The sequence below is a fragment of the Shinella sp. HZN7 genome, from assembly GCF_001652565.1.
Taxonomy (GTDB): Bacteria; Pseudomonadota; Alphaproteobacteria; order Rhizobiales; family Rhizobiaceae; genus Shinella; species Shinella granuli.
In genome coordinates this window covers 73,436-91,007 of record NZ_CP015747.1, presented here as the reverse complement: position 1 = coordinate 91,007, position 17,572 = coordinate 73,436, and the positions used below count along the sequence as shown (strand labels likewise).

General features: G+C 63.1%; 16 protein-coding genes and 1 pseudogene. 12 read left to right on the top strand and 5 right to left on the bottom strand.

Going from position 1 to position 17,572, the window contains the following annotated elements:
* Positions 1–42: 42 nt before the first annotated feature.
* From shn_RS35615 to shn_RS34415, 5 genes and pseudogenes are all read left to right on the top strand, one after another.
* A pseudogene (locus shn_RS35615) lies at positions 43–408 on the top strand (N-acetylglucosaminyltransferase); the annotation flags it as partial.
* On the top strand, positions 405–1,838 hold the full coding sequence (locus shn_RS34430; protein WP_084438764.1) for a UDP-glucose/GDP-mannose dehydrogenase family protein: 1,434 nt from the start codon (positions 405–407) through the stop codon (positions 1,836–1,838). The pseudogene shn_RS35615 and the gene shn_RS34430, both read left to right, overlap by 4 nt.
* Positions 1,831–2,370, top strand: a complete 540-nt coding sequence (locus shn_RS34425; protein ID WP_064334911.1) for a DUF995 domain-containing protein — start codon at positions 1,831–1,833, stop codon at positions 2,368–2,370. Before shn_RS34430 ends, shn_RS34425 begins: the two co-directional genes overlap by 8 nt.
* 13 nt (positions 2,371–2,383) lie before the next feature.
* The gene (locus shn_RS34420; protein WP_064334910.1) at positions 2,384–3,322 is read left to right on the top strand and encodes a glycoside hydrolase family 26 protein; all 939 of its coding nucleotides are present in this window, start codon (positions 2,384–2,386) and stop codon (positions 3,320–3,322) included.
* Between the two features lie 53 nt (positions 3,323–3,375).
* Complete coding sequence (locus shn_RS34415) at positions 3,376–3,921, top strand: DUF995 domain-containing protein (RefSeq protein WP_064334909.1); 546 nt, start codon at positions 3,376–3,378, stop codon at positions 3,919–3,921.
* Between the two features lie 71 nt (positions 3,922–3,992).
* On the opposite strand, the gene shn_RS34410 is transcribed toward shn_RS34415, so the two are convergent.
* Entirely contained in the window at positions 3,993–4,238 is a 246-nt protein-coding gene (locus shn_RS34410) for a hypothetical protein (protein WP_084438763.1), read from the bottom strand.
* 492 nt (positions 4,239–4,730) lie between these two features.
* Positions 4,731–5,900, bottom strand: a complete 1,170-nt coding sequence (locus shn_RS34405) for an ATP-binding protein (RefSeq protein WP_064334907.1) — start codon at positions 5,898–5,900, stop codon at positions 4,731–4,733.
* A gap of 629 nt (positions 5,901–6,529) precedes the next feature.
* Here shn_RS34405 and shn_RS36740 point away from each other — a divergent pair.
* Positions 6,530–6,697 (top strand): hypothetical protein, encoded by a 168-nt coding sequence (locus shn_RS36740; protein WP_168169026.1) that lies wholly within the window; start codon positions 6,530–6,532, stop codon positions 6,695–6,697.
* A 12-nt stretch (positions 6,698–6,709) separates the two neighbouring features.
* Here shn_RS36740 and shn_RS34400 read toward each other — a convergent pair whose 3' ends face one another.
* Entirely contained in the window at positions 6,710–8,266 is a 1,557-nt protein-coding gene (locus tag shn_RS34400; RefSeq protein WP_064334906.1) for a winged helix-turn-helix domain-containing tetratricopeptide repeat protein, read from the bottom strand.
* Positions 8,267–8,472: 206 nt separating this feature from the next.
* Here shn_RS34400 and shn_RS34395 point away from each other — a divergent pair, with 206 nt between their 5' ends.
* The 5 genes from shn_RS34395 to shn_RS34375 all read left to right on the top strand — a co-directional run bounded on the left by shn_RS34395 (position 8,473) and on the right by shn_RS34375 (position 13,781).
* A complete protein-coding gene (locus shn_RS34395) occupies positions 8,473–9,237 on the top strand; it encodes an SDR family oxidoreductase (RefSeq protein WP_064334905.1) in 765 nt (254 codons plus the stop codon).
* Positions 9,238–9,323: 86 nt separating this feature from the next.
* A complete protein-coding gene (locus shn_RS34390) occupies positions 9,324–10,358 on the top strand; it encodes an HlyD family secretion protein (RefSeq protein WP_084438762.1) in 1,035 nt (344 codons plus the stop codon).
* Positions 10,355–12,001, top strand: a complete 1,647-nt coding sequence (locus shn_RS34385; RefSeq protein WP_064334903.1) for an MFS transporter — start codon at positions 10,355–10,357, stop codon at positions 11,999–12,001. Before shn_RS34390 ends, shn_RS34385 begins: the two co-directional genes overlap by 4 nt.
* Positions 12,002–12,162: 161 nt before the next feature.
* Positions 12,163–13,485: a type II toxin-antitoxin system HipA family toxin gene (locus shn_RS34380; RefSeq protein ID WP_064334920.1), complete on the top strand. Its 1,323-nt coding sequence runs from the start codon at positions 12,163–12,165 to the stop codon at positions 13,483–13,485.
* A 17-nt stretch (positions 13,486–13,502) separates the two neighbouring features.
* Positions 13,503–13,781 carry a helix-turn-helix transcriptional regulator gene (locus shn_RS34375; RefSeq protein WP_064334902.1) on the top strand — a complete coding sequence of 93 codons (279 nt, stop codon included), beginning with the start codon at positions 13,503–13,505 and terminating at the stop codon, positions 13,779–13,781.
* Between the two features lie 332 nt (positions 13,782–14,113).
* On the opposite strand, the gene shn_RS34370 is transcribed toward shn_RS34375, so the two are convergent.
* Positions 14,114–15,676, bottom strand: a complete 1,563-nt coding sequence (locus shn_RS34370; protein ID WP_064334901.1) for a D-aminopeptidase — start codon at positions 15,674–15,676, stop codon at positions 14,114–14,116.
* A 58-nt stretch (positions 15,677–15,734) separates the two neighbouring features.
* On the bottom strand, positions 15,735–16,535 hold the full coding sequence (locus tag shn_RS34365) for a LuxR family transcriptional regulator (RefSeq protein ID WP_064334900.1): 801 nt from the start codon (positions 16,533–16,535) through the stop codon (positions 15,735–15,737).
* Between the two features lie 141 nt (positions 16,536–16,676).
* Between shn_RS34365 and shn_RS34360 the strand changes: the two genes are divergently transcribed.
* The gene (locus tag shn_RS34360) at positions 16,677–17,570 is read left to right on the top strand and encodes a proline iminopeptidase-family hydrolase (RefSeq protein ID WP_064334919.1); all 894 of its coding nucleotides are present in this window, start codon (positions 16,677–16,679) and stop codon (positions 17,568–17,570) included.
* Positions 17,571–17,572 lie beyond the last annotated feature (2 nt).

Here is a 17,572-nt window from a genome sequence, read left to right as displayed (position 1 = left end):
CGAGCTTAGCGCAGGATTTCGAACTGCTCTTGTCCTGACCCCAGTAGCCGGGGATTCTACATCTTCGCCATCGTTAACGCTGCGCTCTACACGATGCTTCTCCTCGTGATCATCGTGCAGCACGCGCGCGAAAATACAGTCCGCTATCGGGTTCGCTCCTATCGACCGGTGATGACTGCCAGCCTACTCGTGCTCGTCGCCTTGCCTTGTATTGCGGCCGTGGAAAGAGGCCGAGACGGTATTGAAGCGCTCGCATGGGGAACCCGACACTTCTCCATTTTCGAAGAGCGCTATTCCGTTGCCGGTGCTGGCGTCGGTGGGCGTGACCTTCGCAAGGCGATTTTTAATCCGCGCTGGCGCGAGAAATCGCCGGTGATTCTAAAGAGTGACAGGAGACCCAACACATGAAGATTGCAGTTATTGGGACCGGCTATGTCGGGCTCGTCAGCGGCGCCTGTTTTGCCAATTGGGGCCATGAAGTCGTCTGTGTAGACAAGAATGCCCAGAAGATCGCTGCTCTCCAAAACGGCATCGTGCCGATATACGAGCCTGGCCTCGATGAACTCGTTGAGCGCAATTTCGCCGCGGGGCGTTTGTCGTTCACCTGCGATCTGCTCGAGGCGGTCAAGGACGCGGCGATGGTACTCATCGCGGTCGGCACGCCGCCGCGCGCCGCCCATGGCGATGCGGACCTGTCCTTCGTTTATTCTGCGGCGCGCGAATTGGCACCGCTGATCGACGACAATACGGTGGTAGTCGTGAAGTCCACCGTTCCGGTGGGCACGGGCGACATCGTGCAGAAGATCATAGGAACGGTTCGTGAGGCTGGGACGTTTTCCGTCGCATCGAACCCGGAATTCTTGCGCGAGGGCGTTGCCATCAGCGATTTCCTGGAGCCTGACCGCGTCGTAGTCGGGGTCGAGGACGATCGTGCCCGCGACCGCCTAACGGAACTCTACGCCGCGCCGCTGAAGGCGCGCAAGACGCCGATCATCGTCACGCAGCGCCGTACGTCGGAACTGATAAAATACGCCGCCAATGCATTTCTGGCGACCAAAATCACCTTCATCAACGAACTGGCCGACCTTTGCGAGCAGGTTGGCAGCGATGTCGGCCAGCTTGCGGTCGGCATCGGGCTCGACAAGCGGATCGGAACGAGTTTCCTGAATGCCGGGCCAGGCTATGGCGGTTCCTGCTTCCCGAAGGACACGATGGCGCTTCTGCGGACCGCCCAAGACTATGGTGTTCCCCTGCGCATCGTCGAGGAGACCGTGACAGCCAACGAGGCGCGCAAGCGCCGGATGGCCCTCAAAGTTACTGACGCCCTGGATGGTGATGTCGAGGGGCTGACCATCGCGGTTCTGGGCCTGACCTTCAAGCCCGACACGGACGACATGCGCGAGGCGCCCGCCGTGCCGCTGATCGAGACGCTGCAGCGTTTCGGTGCGCATATCCGGGCCTATGATCCGGTTGGAACCGAAAATGCCCGGCGGCTCCTGTCGGATGTCGAGCTCTGCACGAATGCTTATGAGTGCGCGCGCGATGCGGATGCTGTGGTCGTCGTGACGGAGTGGGACGATATCCGCAATCTCGATCTTGCGCGGCTGAGGCGGATCATGCGCCAGGGCGTTCTGGTCGACCTCAGAAACGCCTTCAACCCCGCACGGGCCGAACAGGCCGGCTTCCGGGTCTCGGCCATCGGCCGCCGGGCTACGGCGAACCGCTACGAAACTCACACAGCGACCGGCCAGTCCCATGTGCCAGGCCATGCGGCGTTCGCACGGCGGGCGAAGAGTACTCACCCTGAAAACACAGGAGGCTCTATTGACCATGGATGAATCGACAATGCACCAGAAATCGCGCCGGTTCCGAAGGTTGGCGGTGTTGGCTATGGCGGCATCGCTGCTTGCGGGAGCGGCCCGGGCGGAAAATGTCACTCTTCCTGCGGATGCCCGTGCCATGACGGCGGTGGAGCTCTACACGCTCTACCGCGACAAGAGTTGGAAGTGGGAAAACGGCGCCGGGCTGATGCGAGAGGCAGACCGCCACTTCAGCGCCTGGGTCAGCGGCGGGAAGTGGAAATCCTGGGCCGAAGGACGCTGGGTCATCACAGATACCGGCCTCCTTTGCCTCAAGGCGACATGGCATACGCAGGAAGGGTCGACGCCGGCCAAATCCTGTTTTTCCCATCAGATCGCCGCGGGCACGATCTACCAGAAACGGGAACCCGATGGCAGGTGGTACGTCTTCCGTCATGCCATCCCCCGGAAGAATGATGAGGCCAGCAAGCTGGTTGCCGCCGATCTGGTCTCCCAACAGCGTGATGCCATTCAGGCTGCGCTCGGCGTAGCCCCGTCAACCGAACAGTGAGGGAGGAGACGTTATGGAAAAGTTCTTGAAACTGGCAGTGGTCCTGCTCGGCAGCGTCGCTATATCTGGTAGCGTCCATGCGGTCAGTGGCGTGTCGGGAGCCAGTACCAACACGCGCTTCAACGACAAGCGACCTGTAATCTCGGCGAGTTCGCTGACCCTGGGAGCCTACGATCCCCATGGTGATTTTGCCAATGACTCCAATTCCAGGATCGAGCACCTGTTCCTCCCCTGGGAGGACGTCGATCTGGCGACCCTCGCCGCCGCCGATGACTATGCGCGCGCGCGAGGCCGCTCCCTCTTGATCACCGTCGAACCGTGGTCCTGGGCGCGCGACTGGCGCGTCAGCCCGGACGATCTCCTGAAAGGCATCCTCGCGGGAGAATACGACTCCAACATGGCGGACATCTGTTCTGCCGCGGCGAAGCTGAAAAGCCCTGTGACGATCCGATGGGCGCAGGAAATGGACGACAGGAGCGGTCAGTTCACCTGGGCCTTCTGGAAGCCAGAAGGCTATGTGAAGGCCTATCGACATGTCGTCGACGTCTGCCGCAAGAGCCTGCCGGAGGCGCAGTACATGTGGTCGCCGAAAGGGGATCCGGGGCTGGAAGCCTATTATCCGGGCGACGGTTACGTCGATGTCGTCGGCCTGTCGGTCTTCGCCTATCAGCCCTATGACGCGCTGGAAGTCGGACGTGATACGACGTTCGTCGAGCGGGCGAAGCCCGGCTACGATCGCGCCGCGGGTTTCGGCAAGCCGATCGTCATCGCCGAACTCGGCTATGAGGGCAGCAGTGATTATGTGCGCGCCTGGGCGACGGATGTCGGCAAGCCGCATGAGGAGTTTCCGGCCCTGACCGCGGTCGTCTATTTCAACGACCTCGAAGTCTATCCCTGGCCGCGCAATGTTGGGAGGCCGCAATGGCGCGTTACCGACCATCCCCTGAATTGATCTGGAAATTGCGGGTTTCTCCGCGGGAAATGTTTGTTCGAACGGAGGGAAAAATGTTGTCGATCCGTTTCTTGTGCATGAATGCTGCGCTTTCTGTCCTGCTTGTGGCAGGCCATGCGACTGCTGGACCCAAGCTCCGGGCAGTTGATGAAACGGCCGTCCGTGCCGCCGCTGCGACACCGATGAAGAGCAGCGAGCTCGAAAGACTGTATGCCGGGCGGACGTGGAAATGGAAAACCGGGGGCGGCTATTTTTCCGGCAAGTCCGAAAGACGCTGGTTCCTGCCAGCGGATTCGAAACGGTTTGCCGGCTGGGCGCATGAGGGCAAAGCCCGGTATTACGCCGAAGGCAACTGGTACACGATGGAGGGCGGGAAGGTGTGCCTGAACGCCATTTGGGGCGACAAGCGCATCCGCAGCCGCGCGATCAACTGCTTCCTGCATCGTGAGAAGGACGGGGTCATCTATCAGAAGCCGTCCATCGGCGGGAAGTGGTATGTGTTCCGGAATAATCCCGTGCAAAAAGATGATGAAGTGCAGAAGCTGGTCAGCGGTGATCTGGTGGCCGGGGAGGTCACGCGCATCAAGGACATACGCTGACAGAAACGAAAAAGCCGCCGGACGATCTGCCTGGCAGCGTCTTGTCGTCAGCTCGTGGCCGGCAGTTTGTCCTAGATGGCGCGGCAGCGCGCCTTCTGGCCGAAACCGCTCGGCGTGCAGATATAGAGGCTGTTGTTCCGATAGTCGGCCGTGGAGATTTTCATGACGCGGCCGCCGGGATTCTTGCCGTAGCGGACCTCGTTGCCGACCCAGTATTTCACCAGATAGACTGATTTGGTCTCGGCCTTCGGCTGGCGTACGTCCTCCGCCTGAGCGCATGCACCGAGAACCGTCGACATGGCCATGCCAAGTATCATGGTCGCCACCCATCTCGGGTGAGCCTTCAGGGCATGGGAACGAGTCTCATTGCACATCATCTGTATCTCCGATGCTCCTTTTGAACCGGGGAAAGGTTTAGCGCATTCCGGTTAACATTTCGGATGCGGTGTCTGGGCATTTGGTGAACGAGGAGCGTTTACCAGCTAGAAATGGCGTAAGGCTTATTCGGACAGGGTGCCACAGGTGTTTCCCGCAAAGGCTGAAAACACATGACAACAACCATCTTCATTCTCTTGATGCGTCGGCCCATAAAGCACGCCGAAGGGAAAGTCGAGGGCGGGCTTGGCACAGGCTGCCGAGAGCGGCCGTTATGGACGGAGCCCGAAACCTCATGCCGAACTCCGCTGATCGGAGGCAGATTTTCCCGGATATCCTCGAGTGTCATTTTATGAAGTGAACGATAATGCCGCCTCATTGCGCTTCACTCGTCTGTTCGTCCGTCGGGACGCGCTATTCGGTGCCAGGGCGTTTCATCGAGCTCGCTCCAGAAGTTCCTTGCCGAGCTGGCGCAGCGGCAGCACCTCAATCCTGCCGGTAAGGGGAAAGGCATCAGCGCCCGGATAAACGACGATCCGCCGTTCCGGCTTGAGGTCCTCGCAAGCGTGATGGAAGCCGCGTTCGATCTTCGGGCTCAGGCTTCTTTTCACCTCGATGGCCCACTTCGGCCCGCCGGGCAGGGTGATGACCAGGTCGATTTCGGCGCCGGCCGAGCTTCGGTAAAAATTCGCGTGGCTGCCTTCCGGTAGAACGGAATGCACCGTCTCAATCGCGAAGCCTTCCCAACTGGCGCCGCTGACCGGGTGACCGAGCACGTCGTCGAGCGTTTCGAGGCCGAGGAGCGTATGGACCAGGCCGGAATCGCGAACGTAAATCCGTGGTGATTTCACGAGCCGCTTGCCGGCATTGCTATGCCAGGGTTCGAGACGCCGTACGAGCAGGAGATCCACTAAGAGATCGAGATAGGAGGCAACCGTCTTGCTGTCGACGCCAAGTGATCGGGCGAAATCGGCCGCGTTGAGAAGTCCCGATTGATGGTGTGCCAGCATCGTCCAGAAGCGGCGCAGCGTCTCTGCCGCAATGCGCGGTCCCATCATCGGGATATCGCGCTCCAGATAAGTGCGGATGAAGTCGGCCCGCCACCGTTGGCTTGTGCGATCGTTCTCAGCGAGAAAGCTATCCGGGAAGCCGCCGCGGATCCATAATTTGTCGAGATCGGCGGCCGGTGCCTCCAGCGCGTCGATAGGTCCCAGTTCAGTATAGGCAATCCGGCCTGCAAGGCTTTCGCCTGACTGTTTCAGGAGGTCGATCGATGCCGATCCGAGCAGCAGGAAGCGTCCGGCGCGCAGCCCCTTGCGTCGCCCGCGATCGATTAGTCCGCGTAGGTTCTGGAAAAGGTTTGGCAGGCGATGAACCTCATCGAGAATGACGAGCTTATCTTCGAAGCGGCTGAGATACAGTTCCGGTTCGGCGAGCTTGGCACGGTCGGCATCGGATTCGAGGTCGAGATAGATCGATGGCCGGAGCTCGGCGATATCCATCGCGAGCGTAGTTTTGCCAACCTGACGCGGTCCCAGGAGGGCTACGGCGGGGCTGGTGTCGATCAGTTCCTCGACCTGCTTGGCTTTGCGGCGGTGGATCATTCCTGTAATTATGGAATTGTAATCCTGATTTGCAAGGTTAAAATTCATCGGTCGTCGGGCCAATCTTGCCGATAGAGGGGAGGGGACAATACGAACATCTGGACGAGTGGTACCGCCGCTACGCCACGCTGCCTGACGATGAGCGCATCGCCTGGATCAAGCACGTAGATGGTAGGCGCGTTTGACGCTGATTTCGATGCTTTGCTTGACGAGAGATGCCATCCAAGCGGCCGCTCGGGATCTGCGAGCTCGGTCCGCTCAATGAACGTAGATTCTCATCGATTTGACGCCTGCAGAAGGCTGTCCTGCTAGTGAAAAACGACCGATAAGGCAATCTTATCCGTTGTTATGGAGATGCGATGTACCGTGCGGTTAAGGCCTGAATGAGGGGAGTAAACCGCACAGTTCCATAAGGTGTGTGGTCATGGATTCGCTCGGCACTTCGCCGGTGCTCTCGGCTGCCTTGCGGATGGACCCTCCCGCAGCCGCGCGCCGGACGAGCTTGCCGCCGGCATCGCATTGAAATCGCTGGACGATCTCGTCCGACCCTCGCCCGCCTGGCCGGCTGCTGGCGCGCGCGCCAAGCCCTGAAATGTGCCGCGTCCGCGGCCCGGCCCTTGTTATGGACAATGTCGCCCAAGCGGTGGAGAAAATCCAGGCCGCCGGTCGGAGCGCTCACCACGCTCGACGATATTCCCCATTACCGCGGCTCGGGCGCGCAGTACTTCGATGTCCATTGCGACCCGTTCGTGCGCCGCGGCCCTGCCGCGGTCAAGAGCGCCCTCGTCGCCGCCTGATCCAGAAGTGCTCTATCGCTCCGGTAGTCCGGCGAGGCGTAGGGCGTCGGAAAACCGCTTGAAATCCTCTGGCCGGTGAAGGGGCATCCAGTCCCTGAGGTTAGAGAGAGTCAGCGTCGGATCGAGCGCCCGCAGGCGTTCCATCGCCTTTGCGGCCTCCTGCGCATGGCCGGCGAGCGCATGGCTCCCCGCCTGCAGGGCGACCGCGACGAGTAGGCTGGGCAGGTCGACGAGGGCCTTATCGGTCCACGCGAGGGCGCGATCGTAGCGGCCGGCGAAGAAGCTCGCGAGTGCCATTCCAGCCTGCATCCGGAACATTTCCGGATCCAGCGGACTCAGGCGGAGGGCGTGGGCGATGTCTTCGGTGCCACTGACGAGTTCGCCGCGGAAGATCCGCAGGACGCCGCCCAGGAACCAGGCGAGGGCGAAGTTGGGGTTGAGCAGCCGCGCCCGCTCGATGAGGGCGATGCCGCCGTCGAGGTCGCCGGCAAGGTGCCCGAGCGCATGGCCTCCCCGCGTCAGCGCCACAGCATCGTGCCGGCCGCGCTCCACGGCGAGCCGCGCGAGGCGCGTCCCCTCGGCGATCTCCCGTTGCGGCTCGTCCATCCAACCGTTAAGCTTGCGCCAGAAGTAGCACCAAGCCGCCCCGCCGTGGGCCGCGGCGAAGTCCGGGTCGAGTTCGATCGCCCTGTAGAACAGCGGTAGGGCCGCATCGATGGCGCCAAGCGTTCCCTTATGCAAGTTGGCCATGCCGCGCAGATAATAGTCGTAGGCGTCGAGGCTTTCGGTCGGCTTTCGCTTGGCGCGCTCCATCTCGGCCCGCTCCAGCTGCGGCGCGATGGCCCCCACGACGCTTTCGGCGACCCGGTCCTGCAGCAAGAAGAGGTCGCCAAACGTGCCCTCGAAACGCTCCGCCCACAGATGCGTGCCGGTGATCGCGTCGATGAGCTGCCCGGTGATGCGCACCTTGTCCGCCGCCCGACGCACGCTGCCCTCCAGCACATAGCGCACGCCGAGTTCCCTGCCCACATCCTGCACCGTCACCGCGCGGTCCCTGTAGGTGAAGCTGGAATTGCGGGCGATGACGAACAGCCAGCGCACACGCGACAGGGCGAGGATGATGTCCTCCACCACCCCGTCCGTGAAATATTGCTGCTCCGGGTCACCGCTGAGGTTCTGGAAGGGTAGGACGGTGATGGAGGGCCTGTCGGGAAGGGCGAGCGCCTTGCCGCTCGGTGCCTCGGACGCTCCTTCCGCCTCGTCGAGGCTGACCTCGCCGACGAAGCGGAACCCTTTGCGCGCCACGGTGCGCACTAGGCGCTGCGCCTCGCCATTGTCGCCGATCGCCTTGCGGACGGCGTTGATATGGCTGGTGATCGTCGATTCCGAGACAATCCGGCCGGCCCACACCGCCTGCAGCAATTCGTCCTTACCGGTCACCCGGTCGCGGTTCGCAACGAGATGGTGCAGGAGATCGAAGACCTTCGGGCCGATCGCCACAGCCTGTCCGCGGGCGGTCAGTTCCCGGCGCCCGGGATCGAGCACATAGTCTCCAAAGATGAACCGCACGTCGCCGTCCTCCAGCCGGGCGCGCGCCCCATCACCTGGCCGCCCGCAAAACCTTCCGCGCCTTGATACCCGCAACAGGCTTGGACGGAAAGCCAAGCTTTAGGCAAGGGTAATTCAAGGTGGTGCCAAGGACTTCCCGGCGGTGGCGCGGCACTCTGGCTTCGCGTCGACGGCAATGGTTGCGGTCGGGAAAGTGGAGAGAAGCCATGAAGATCGTCGTGATAGGAAGCACCGGCCTCATCGGCACGAAGCTCGTGACCAACCTGAAACGGCGCGGCCATGCGGTGCTCGCGGCCTCGCCGACCACCGGCGTCAACACCATCACCGGCGAGGGCCTGTCGGCGGCGCTGGATGAGGCCGAGGTCGTCATCGACGTCGCCAACGCCCCCGTCTGGGAGGACCAGGCGGTCCTCAACTTCTTCGAGACCTCCGGCCGCAATCTCCTGGCCGCCGAATCGGCCGCGGGCGTGCGCCACCATGTCGCCCTGTCGATCGTCGGCAGCGAAAGGTTGCCGCACAACGGCTATTTCCGAGCGAAGGTCGCGCAGGAGAACCTTATCAAGGCGTCGGACATCGCCTATACGATCGTGCGCGCTACGCAGTTCTTCGAGTTCGTCGACGGCATCGCCCGGTCGGCGACCATCGGAAACGAGATCCGCCTGTCGCCGGCGCTGATCCAGCCGATGGCTTCCGACGACGTCGCCGCGGCCCTTGCTGACGTGGCGCTGGCCCCGCCCGTCAACGGCACCATCGAGATCGCCGGCCCCGAGGCCCTGCCGCTCGACGAGCTCGTCCGGCGCTTCCTGCAGGAGACCGGGGACCCGCGGACGGTGGTGGCCGACATCCGCGCCCGCTATTTCGGCGGCCTGCTTTCCGATCGCTCGCTCACGCCAGGGGACGGCGCACGCCTCGGCACGGTCGGCTTCGATGCTTGGCTCGCGCGCGAGCGCGCCCGGCTGGCCGCCTCCTAGGGCGACCCTTCCACCAAGATCCAATCTCTCTGGCGATGCCGGCCTTGGGGGGTGGCATCGGCAGGCAACGCGCCCCGGAGGCCATCATGTCACATGTGAACAGGAGAAAGATGATCGGTCTGGCGCTGTGCCTCGGTGCGGTCGTCGTCGTGGGCGCGGGCTGGGCCCGGGCGCATTTCGGCGAGGGGGCGGCGACCGACAACGCCTATGTCCGCGGCGACGTCACCTCTCTCGCCCCGAAGATCGGGGGCTACATCACGGCGGTGGACGTGCAGGACAACCAGGCCGTCGAGGCCGGCGATATCCTGTTCCGCATCGATGATCGGGACTATCGCGCCCGGCTGGCGCAGGCGCTAGCCAATGTCGAGGCGGCAAAGGCGCGCCTTGCCAATGTCGATGCCGAGGTGGACCTGCAGCACGCGCTCATCCGCCAAGCCGAGGCCCAGAAGCGGGCCGCCGAGGCGGAGGTGATCCTAGCCGGCAAGGCCGTCGACCGTCACCGCACCCTCAGCCGTAGCAACGCCGTCAGCCAGGCGAAGCTCGACGAGAGCGAGGCGGCGCGCTCCCGGGCCGAGGCGGGCGTATCCGCCGCGTCCGCCATGCTGGAGGCGCAGGTGCAGCGCATCGCGGTGCTCGCCGCCCAGCGCGACGCGGCGGCCGCCGCCCTGGCGCAGGCCGAGGCCGCCTGCGACCTCGCCGAGATCGATCTCGCCGGAACGCTGGTGCGCGCCCCCGTCCGCGGCGTCGTCGGCAACCGCCAGGCGCGCGTCGGCCGGCTCGTCGCGCCGGGCACGCCGCTCTTGGATATCGTCCCGCTCGACGGCGTCTGGATCGTCGCGAATTTTAAGGAGACGCAGCTTGCGCGCATCAAGCTCGGCCAGGCCGTCCGAATCACCGTCGACAGCTATCCGGACACAGCGTTCGAGGGCGTCGTGGACAGTTTCGCGCCGGGCAGCGGTTCGTCCTTCAGCCTGCTGCCGGCCGACAACGCGACGGGCAATTTTGTGCGCGTCGTCCAGCGCGTTCCGGTGAAGATCCGACTGGCCGGCAATCCCTTGCCCGGCCGCCTAGTGCCTGGCCTGTCGGCGCGGGTGGAGATCGACGCGGAGAGCGGGTCATGACGACGCTCGACAGCCTCGCACCGCCCGCCCGCCCGGCGGCCACCCTCGGTTTCCTCATCCTAGCGGGCATCGTGCTCGCCGCCCTCGCCGAGGCGATAGCCGGCACGGTTCTGTCGCTCGGCCGCAGCGACATCATCGGCGATATCCATGCGACGCCGGACGAGTTCGCCCTGCTGGATGTCGGCTATACCGGCGCCAAGCTCGCGGGGTTCCTGCTCGCGCCCTGGATGACGAGCCGGATCGATGCGCGCGGCGTGCTCGTCGGCTCGACCTTCGCTATGGGCCTTGCCTGCGCTGTGGCCGCCCTGACGACCCGGCTCGACCTCCTGGTGGCGCTGCGGGTGGTGCAGGGGCTTTCGGGCGGCGTCCTGCTCGTCGCCGGGCAGGCCATCGTCTTCCTCGCCTTTCCCCGCTCCCGACAACCGGTGCTGCAGGCCCTGTTCGCGCTGGGGGCCGTCGTCGCCCCCACGACGATCGCGCCGGCGCTCCAGGGATGGCTGCTCGACAGCCAGTCCTGGGCATGGATCTTCTATAGCGTCATCCCGCTGGCGCTTTCGGCCTGCGGCCTTCTCCTCATAGGCGATTGCCCGGCGCCCGCCCGCGGCGCGATGCGCCGGTTCGACTGGGTCGGCTTTCCGCTGGTTTCGATCGCGTTCTTCTGCCTCGCCTATGTCCTCAGCCAGGGCAGCCGGTGGGACTGGTTCGAGGCACCGCGCATCCTGTGGCTGACGACGATCGGCCTTGCCGCCCTGCTCGCCTTTCTCGGCCATCAGGTGGCGGAGCGGAAGGGCGGCCTGCTCGATTTCGCGCTGTTCCGGTCGAGCGATTTCTCCTTCGCCTTCATTGTCAGCTTCGTCGCCGGGGCGGCCCTGTTTGGCAGTGCCTTCCTCATCCCGGCCTTCGCCGTGTCGGCGCTCGCCTTCACGCCCATCGATGCCGGACTTCTTCTCCTGCCGAGTGGCGCTCTGTTCGCCGCCGCGCTGTTCGCCGTCGCCTACCTCATGCAGGCCCGAGGCGTGGCCTCCTTCGCGACCGTGCCCCTCGGCATCCTGATGATCATGGCGGCCATGTGGATGCTGTCCGGCTCGAGCGGCGAAAGCGGCGCCGCGGACATGATGCCGGCGGTGCTCTTGCGCGGCCTCGGCCTCGGCTTCCTGTTCCTGTCGATCACGCTGATCGCGTTCGGCGGGCTTGGCGCCTGCAACCTTGCCGCCGGCATTGGCCTATTCAACGCCGGTCGCCAGCTTGGCGGCCTGATGGGCGTCGCCGCGCTCCAGACGATGATCGACCGCGATATCGTCGGCAATGCCGTGGTGCTGGTCTCCGAAGTAGCGCGGGGTGCGCCGGCGGTGATCGAGCGCCTAGCGACCGTGACCGCCGTGCTCGAGGCGAAGGGAATGGAGGCGGCCGCCGCCGGCCGGGCCGCGGTGGCGCTGATGGCCCGGGCGGTGTCGGGCCAGTCGGCCGTCATCGCCTTCGACACGGCCTTCAACGCCGTCGCGCTGCTCTTCCTCTTCGCCGCGCCCGTTCTCGTCGCCCTCAAGAGGATTCTGTCGCGGCGTGCCAAGGCCGCTGAAGCAGCAGTTCGACTTGTTCGAAACGGGGGAGCCGGAAAACAAAGCCCAATCTTCGTCCAAACATAATGTGTGAGGCATCGTGGATAGTCGACTTCGGAAACCGGCCAAGCCCATGCGTGAGCTAAGTGCATGCTCGAACTAGGCACCATGTTGAGTTAATTGTCCCATTTTAATGGATTGAAAATTGTGGTAGTAGGTGTTAATTGATCCATTTTAAGGGTTAAATGATGCGCCTAACGCTCCAAACCCATTTTGATGGTGAGTGGCACCACGCAGCGACGCTGGAACTCAAGGACGATGCGGCCGGTTTCCAGGGCGCATCCATCATCGATTACGATCTCGACTATTTCGTCACTGTGGCATCGGCGGAGTTTGCGGCCGGAAAGACGGTCCGCGACCATAGAGCCTTGTCCGTCCGTTTTCCTGTTGATCTCGAAAATCGATATAGCTGCAGCTGGCCGCCGTTCCTCTTGGATCTCATGCCCCAGGGACATGCAAGGCGAAAGCTTGCCGAACACCTCGGCCTTGCTGAAGGCTCGCGTGCTTCTGATCTCCCACTGCTTCTGCGATCGGCGACGGGGGGCATTGGCAATATCCGGATCACGGAAGCGGCCGACGCCGAAGCGGATCGGCTGCGAGGTGTCGAGCGCCACGGGGTTACAGAAGCGGAAATACTTGAGCGGTCGGATCGCTTCATGGAAGTCGCCGATCGCTTTGGAATGCTCGCCTCCGGCTCAAGCGGCCTGCAAGGCGAATGGCCGAAGGTCTCGATGACCCAGGCGAATGACGGGCTCTATTATCCTGACAGCTTCGTGACCGATTATGAGGCCGTGCGCCACGTTATCGTCAAGCTGGTACGCAGCAGTGAGCCGGTGGACCGCCTCATACTCGAAGGCGAAGCCCTCTATTCGAGGATCGCTCAAGAGATCGGTCTGAATGTCAGCGAACCTTCGACCTATGCCGAAGGTGTCCTGGTCATTCCCCGTTTCGATCGGAAGAAGAGAGAGGGCGGCGGAACCGTCCGGCTGGGCCAGGAAAGCCTCGTGTCCGCGATCGGCGTTGCCGATTTCGGTCATGTCAGCACGCATGAGGTCTATATCGACATTCTGCGCCAATATTCGGCCGATCCCTTCGCCGACACCGTCGAATATCTGAAGCGCGACATCGCCAACCTGGCGCTCGGCAATCCCGACAATCATGGCCGTAATTCCGCGCTCAGCAAGCACCAGGACGGCACGATCCGGCTGTCTCCGCTCTTTGATTTCGCACCAATGCGGCTCGCAAAAGAAGGAATCGTTCGCTCCACCCGATGGGCGATAATGCGTGACGGGGGTCGCGATTATCTTCCCGATTGGAAGCAGATTTACGCTGAATTGGCGCCTGACCCTGCAGAGCAGAAGGCGCTCACGGCTACGCTTTCCGAGTTTGCCGAACAGCTGCGCCAGGCTCCAGCCATGGCGAGAGATTTGGGGGCGTCTCCGGACATTCTTGAGCGTGCGATGGGACGCTGCATGGCGATAACAGACAGCGTCCTGGCGTCATGCCACTGATGCCGAAGGACAGCTAAATGGCTCGATGGAAGAAACCCACGAAAGAAGAGGTTCTAGAAAACCGGCGAATGCTGGCGGAGCGTGCTCAAACCGGCGACTTGAGGCTGCCTGAAGCGGTTGTTGAAATCCGTAGGGGGCTTGGTTTGACGCAGAATGAATTCGCCAAGATCCTATCGCTCACCAGGCGCCAAGTTGCTGAGATCGAAGCCGGGAGCGCGAACCCAACGCTCGAAACTTTAGTGAAAATTGGCCGATTGTTCGGATTTGCTGTGGGGTTTGTTCCAAAGGCGCAATGATGGCTAAATTTTCAGTTTGCCACATCGATTAAAAGTTGTGCTTTGACGAGTGTGGATTATGGATTCACTGCCGAATTCTTGCCGGGATGGACATTGTCACTACGCAAGGAAGCAACGGCTAGGATTGAAATCAATCGGCTGCTGGAGGCGGCCGCTGACGCTTCTTCGATGACAAGAGCGGTCCCGTGAACGTCGTTCTTGGCTAGGTTTCGATGGGTTTCGGCGCGCTTGGTCACGATGACTTCGATAACGTCAGTTAGACCAGGTGGGATGGCTGAACCAGCCCTGAAAGGGGGATGCTGCGCCATTGTCATATCAGAGAAATGTACTGTTCAGCCCACTTTCTCGTAGGTGATGTTCCTCGCCAGCCAGCAGCCGAGGATGAGGCCACGAATGTTTTTGGCCGCGTCCCTTTGAAGCTGGATGGTCCAGTCTCCGGGGGCGGGGGCATCCATCGATCGCTGGCAGGAGAGGGTGAAGACGTCCTGACCGACCGGGTAGATCGTGTGCATCGGGCCACGGCCCAGCACGCCTTCGAAGCGGCCGGACACTGCGGGGCCGGTCTTGTCGATTTCCAGCCAGGCGTCCAGTTCGCGGGAAAAATACCGTCCTTCCAGTTCTTCGGTGGCATTGCCGGTGATGCGGACCGCATTGGCGCTGAGGTTTTCGCCGGGGCGGCTCAGCCGAATGGCGTCGCCGTCCCGCGCCAGGGTCATCGAGGACGCCTCGGCGGTGTTCTCCGACGTCAGGCGCAGCCGCTCGGATGCGGTGGCGTAGTGCGCATCAAGCATCGCGCCGTCCGCCTTCACGCGAAGCAGAAGGCCGTTCGTTCTGTCCAGGTAGTCGCCGTTCCAGGCGGGATCGGCATGGTTGGCGGCGGCGGGCTCGTCGTCCTGGCCGAGGGCTGCGCGCAGCAGCATGCGGGCCGCTTCATGCGCATCGGCTTCGTGATTGAAGAGGACGACCACCGACAGGCGCTCCGATGCCGCGTGCATGCGCTGGAGGCGGAAGCCGCGCAGCGCGCCGCCGTGCCCGGTCACGGCAACCGCATCCACCTTTTCGTGCACAAGGCCATAGCCGTATCGCGCGGCCGTGCCGTCGCTGAACGACTGGGGCTTGGACAGGCGTCGATAGAGCCCTTCCGCGTCGTCACGGGTCGCATCGATATGGCGTTCCCAGGCGAGCATGTCTTCCAGCGATGCCGAGATGCCGGCATCGCCTGTCCAGTAGATGCGGTTGGTGGCGGGGAAGAAGCCGACGGCGTCATTGCCTTCATAGCCGACGACGCCATCCACGGGCTGACTGGTGTCGGCGGTCAGGAGGGCGGTTTCCATGCCGGCGGGTCCGAACAGCCGCTCGGCATAAAGCTCCGCAAGCGGCCGGTCCGCGAAATCCTCGAGCAGGTCGGACAGGATGCGGAAATTGGCGTTCGAATAGGAATAGCTGCTGCCCGGCTCGAAATGGGTGCTGCGCATCCTTGCGAGAAGCCGCCCGGCGTCTTCCCGGCCGAAGACACCTTCGGGATGGGCGCCCTGCACCACGGTCAGCGCCCAGTAATCGCGCAGGCCCGACTGCATGTTGCAGAAGTCGACGATGCTCGGCTTGCGGCCTTCGAGCCGGGGCAGGAAATCCGCCACGCGTCCGTCGAGGCGGGAAGGGTCTCCCACAAGGTCGAGAAGGACGCCGCAGGTGAACTGCTTGCTGATCGAGCAGATCGGCAGCCGGGTGGTCGTCGTCATGGCCTGGCCGCTCGAAAGGTCGGCATATCCCCAGGCCTGTCGCGCCAGCACCTCGCCGTTCTCCACGACGCCCGCGACGCCACCCGGGCCCCTGAATTTTCCAGGCAGGGCCTCGAGCGCCCGTTTCAGGGATGAAAGATCGACCTTGCTCGCCACGGGAGCCCCCACTCTGTTACGTAACCGGAGCGGAAGTGACGATACCCTGCGGCAGAAGTCAATTTCTTGCGGCTGTGCCCGCATGGGGAGGGGGCGCTTCGGTCGGGCCGAGCAGGCCGTAGCGCACCGCCATCGCGGCCGCCTGGACGCGGTTGCGCGCGCCCAGCTTCCTTGTCGCCGTGCTGAGATGGAGGACGACCGTCGGCACGGAGCGGCCGATGAGGCGCGAAATCTCCTTGGCCGAATAGCCGTCGGCACAGTAGAGCAGGCATTGCTGTTCCCGCGCCGTGAGACGGATCGATGCAGGGCCCGGCACGGTATCGGCATAGGCCGGGTACGCGGCCTCGTGGAAGACCTGGGCGAGGAGACCGAAGTCGGCAATGTTGTGCAATGCATCGGCGGCGGTAGCGCCCTGCGCCAGCGTGCCGGTCACCGTGGCATAGCCGCCATGCGGCATATGGATGGGCACGGTTACGCCGGCCGGCATGTCATTGTCGAGCAGATAGCGCGCCACCGGTTCGGTCTTTGAGGTCACGAAGCGACGAATGCGCGTATCGGCCCCCGGCTCGTAGTTCCAGAAGAAGGGCACCGATGTGCGTGCGGCGAGCAATTGCACCGGATCGATGAGGAAATAGCCGCGGTCGCACCAGTATTCCTGCATGCCGCTGGCGATGTTGCGCAGTTTCATCAGGGACGGGATGGCGATATGGCCATTGGGACCCATGGGAACCGGCGTATAGTCATAGATCATCGCGCCGAAGCCGAGCGCCTTCATGGCCTCGAAGGCATGGTCGATGCGGCCCTCGAGGGTCTGGTGCCGGGCGAACTGGTGCCTGATGATCTCAATCCGGTCGAGCATGGCTGTTGCCAGTCTCCTTCATTCCGAGGGAAGCACCATCGAACCTATCATTTCTTATAGCTGGTGGAAGCATGGCTGACGAATAAACTTGCCTGGGGCGGCGCACGGAAAGCGCGTATGCCGCCGTGGCAGGAGGACGGCATGTGGCGTGAGATCAACCCGGATGAACAGATCGATATCGACATTAACGGGCATCGGGTCAGGGCCTATAGTTTCGGCACGGGCGCGGATACGGTCCTGTGCCTCAATGGCGGGCCGGGCCTGCCGTGCGACTATCTGCGGGAAGCCCATTCCTGCCTGATCGACCATGGATACCGGGTCGTCGCCTTCGACCAGCTGGGAACGGGCGCCTCGGACCGTCCGGACGACGCCTCGCTCTGGACAATCGGCCGCTATGTCGCCGAAACCGAAACCGTGCGGCGTGAGCTCGGCCTCGGAAGGGTGCATATGCTGGGCCATTCCTGGGGCGGGTGGCTTGCCATCGACTATGCGCTGACGCACCCTGAAAACCTTGCCTCGCTCATCCTCGCCGACACGGTCGCGGACATACCGCATCTCGTCTTGGAGCTTGAGCGGCTCCGGGCCGCGCTCGGCTCCGAAACGGTCGCCATGATGCAGAAGCATGAGGCCGCGGGCACGCTGGATCACCCCGAATACATGGCGGCCATCACCCTGCTCAACTATCGCCATGTCTGCCGCCTGCCGGAATGGCCGGCGCCCGTGCGCCGCTCGCTCGACGACTGGAACATGGGGCCGTATGTCACCATGCAGGGGCCGAACGAGTTCCTCTATACCGGCAATCTCAAGGACTGGAATCGGGTGCCGGATCTGCCGATGATCAAGGCGCCGGTGCTCATCATCAATGGCGAGCACGACGAGTTGACACCCGCCTGCGCTTTGCGCATGAAAACGGCTATGCCCGAAGCGGAAGTGAGCATCATGCGCAATTCCAGCCATATGCCGTTCTACGAGAATCCCGAAGACTATTACCGCGTGCTGGTCGATTTCCTGTCGCGCCACCGGGCAAGCGCATGACG

What these genes read in the sequence shown, in the direction of transcription:
- shn_RS34430 (WP_084438764.1), top strand. Translation starts at nt 405, where the DNA reads ATGAAGATTGCAGTTATTGGGACCGGCTATGTCGGGCTCGTCAGCGGC.
- shn_RS34420 (WP_064334910.1), top strand. Translation starts at nt 2,384, where the DNA reads ATGGAAAAGTTCTTGAAACTGGCAGTGGTCCTGCTCGGCAGCGTCGCT.
- shn_RS34375 (WP_064334902.1), top strand. Translation starts at nt 13,503, where the DNA reads ATGGCTCGATGGAAGAAACCCACGAAAGAAGAGGTTCTAGAAAACCGG.
- shn_RS34380 (WP_064334920.1), top strand. Translation starts at nt 12,163, where the DNA reads ATGCGCCTAACGCTCCAAACCCATTTTGATGGTGAGTGGCACCACGCA.
- shn_RS34410 (WP_084438763.1), bottom strand. Translation starts at nt 4,238, where the DNA reads ATGATACTTGGCATGGCCATGTCGACGGTTCTCGGTGCATGCGCTCAG.
- shn_RS34385 (WP_064334903.1), top strand. Translation starts at nt 10,355, where the DNA reads ATGACGACGCTCGACAGCCTCGCACCGCCCGCCCGCCCGGCGGCCACC.
- shn_RS34390 (WP_084438762.1), top strand. Translation starts at nt 9,324, where the DNA reads ATGTCACATGTGAACAGGAGAAAGATGATCGGTCTGGCGCTGTGCCTC.
- shn_RS34395 (WP_064334905.1), top strand. Translation starts at nt 8,473, where the DNA reads ATGAAGATCGTCGTGATAGGAAGCACCGGCCTCATCGGCACGAAGCTC.
- shn_RS34405 (WP_064334907.1), bottom strand. Translation starts at nt 5,900, where the DNA reads ATGATCCACCGCCGCAAAGCCAAGCAGGTCGAGGAACTGATCGACACC.
- shn_RS34360 (WP_064334919.1), top strand. Translation starts at nt 16,677, where the DNA reads ATGTGGCGTGAGATCAACCCGGATGAACAGATCGATATCGACATTAAC.
- shn_RS36740 (WP_168169026.1), top strand. Translation starts at nt 6,530, where the DNA reads ATGTCGCCCAAGCGGTGGAGAAAATCCAGGCCGCCGGTCGGAGCGCTC.
- shn_RS34365 (WP_064334900.1), bottom strand. Translation starts at nt 16,535, where the DNA reads ATGCTCGACCGGATTGAGATCATCAGGCACCAGTTCGCCCGGCACCAG.
- shn_RS34415 (WP_064334909.1), top strand. Translation starts at nt 3,376, where the DNA reads ATGTTGTCGATCCGTTTCTTGTGCATGAATGCTGCGCTTTCTGTCCTG.
- shn_RS34425 (WP_064334911.1), top strand. Translation starts at nt 1,831, where the DNA reads ATGGATGAATCGACAATGCACCAGAAATCGCGCCGGTTCCGAAGGTTG.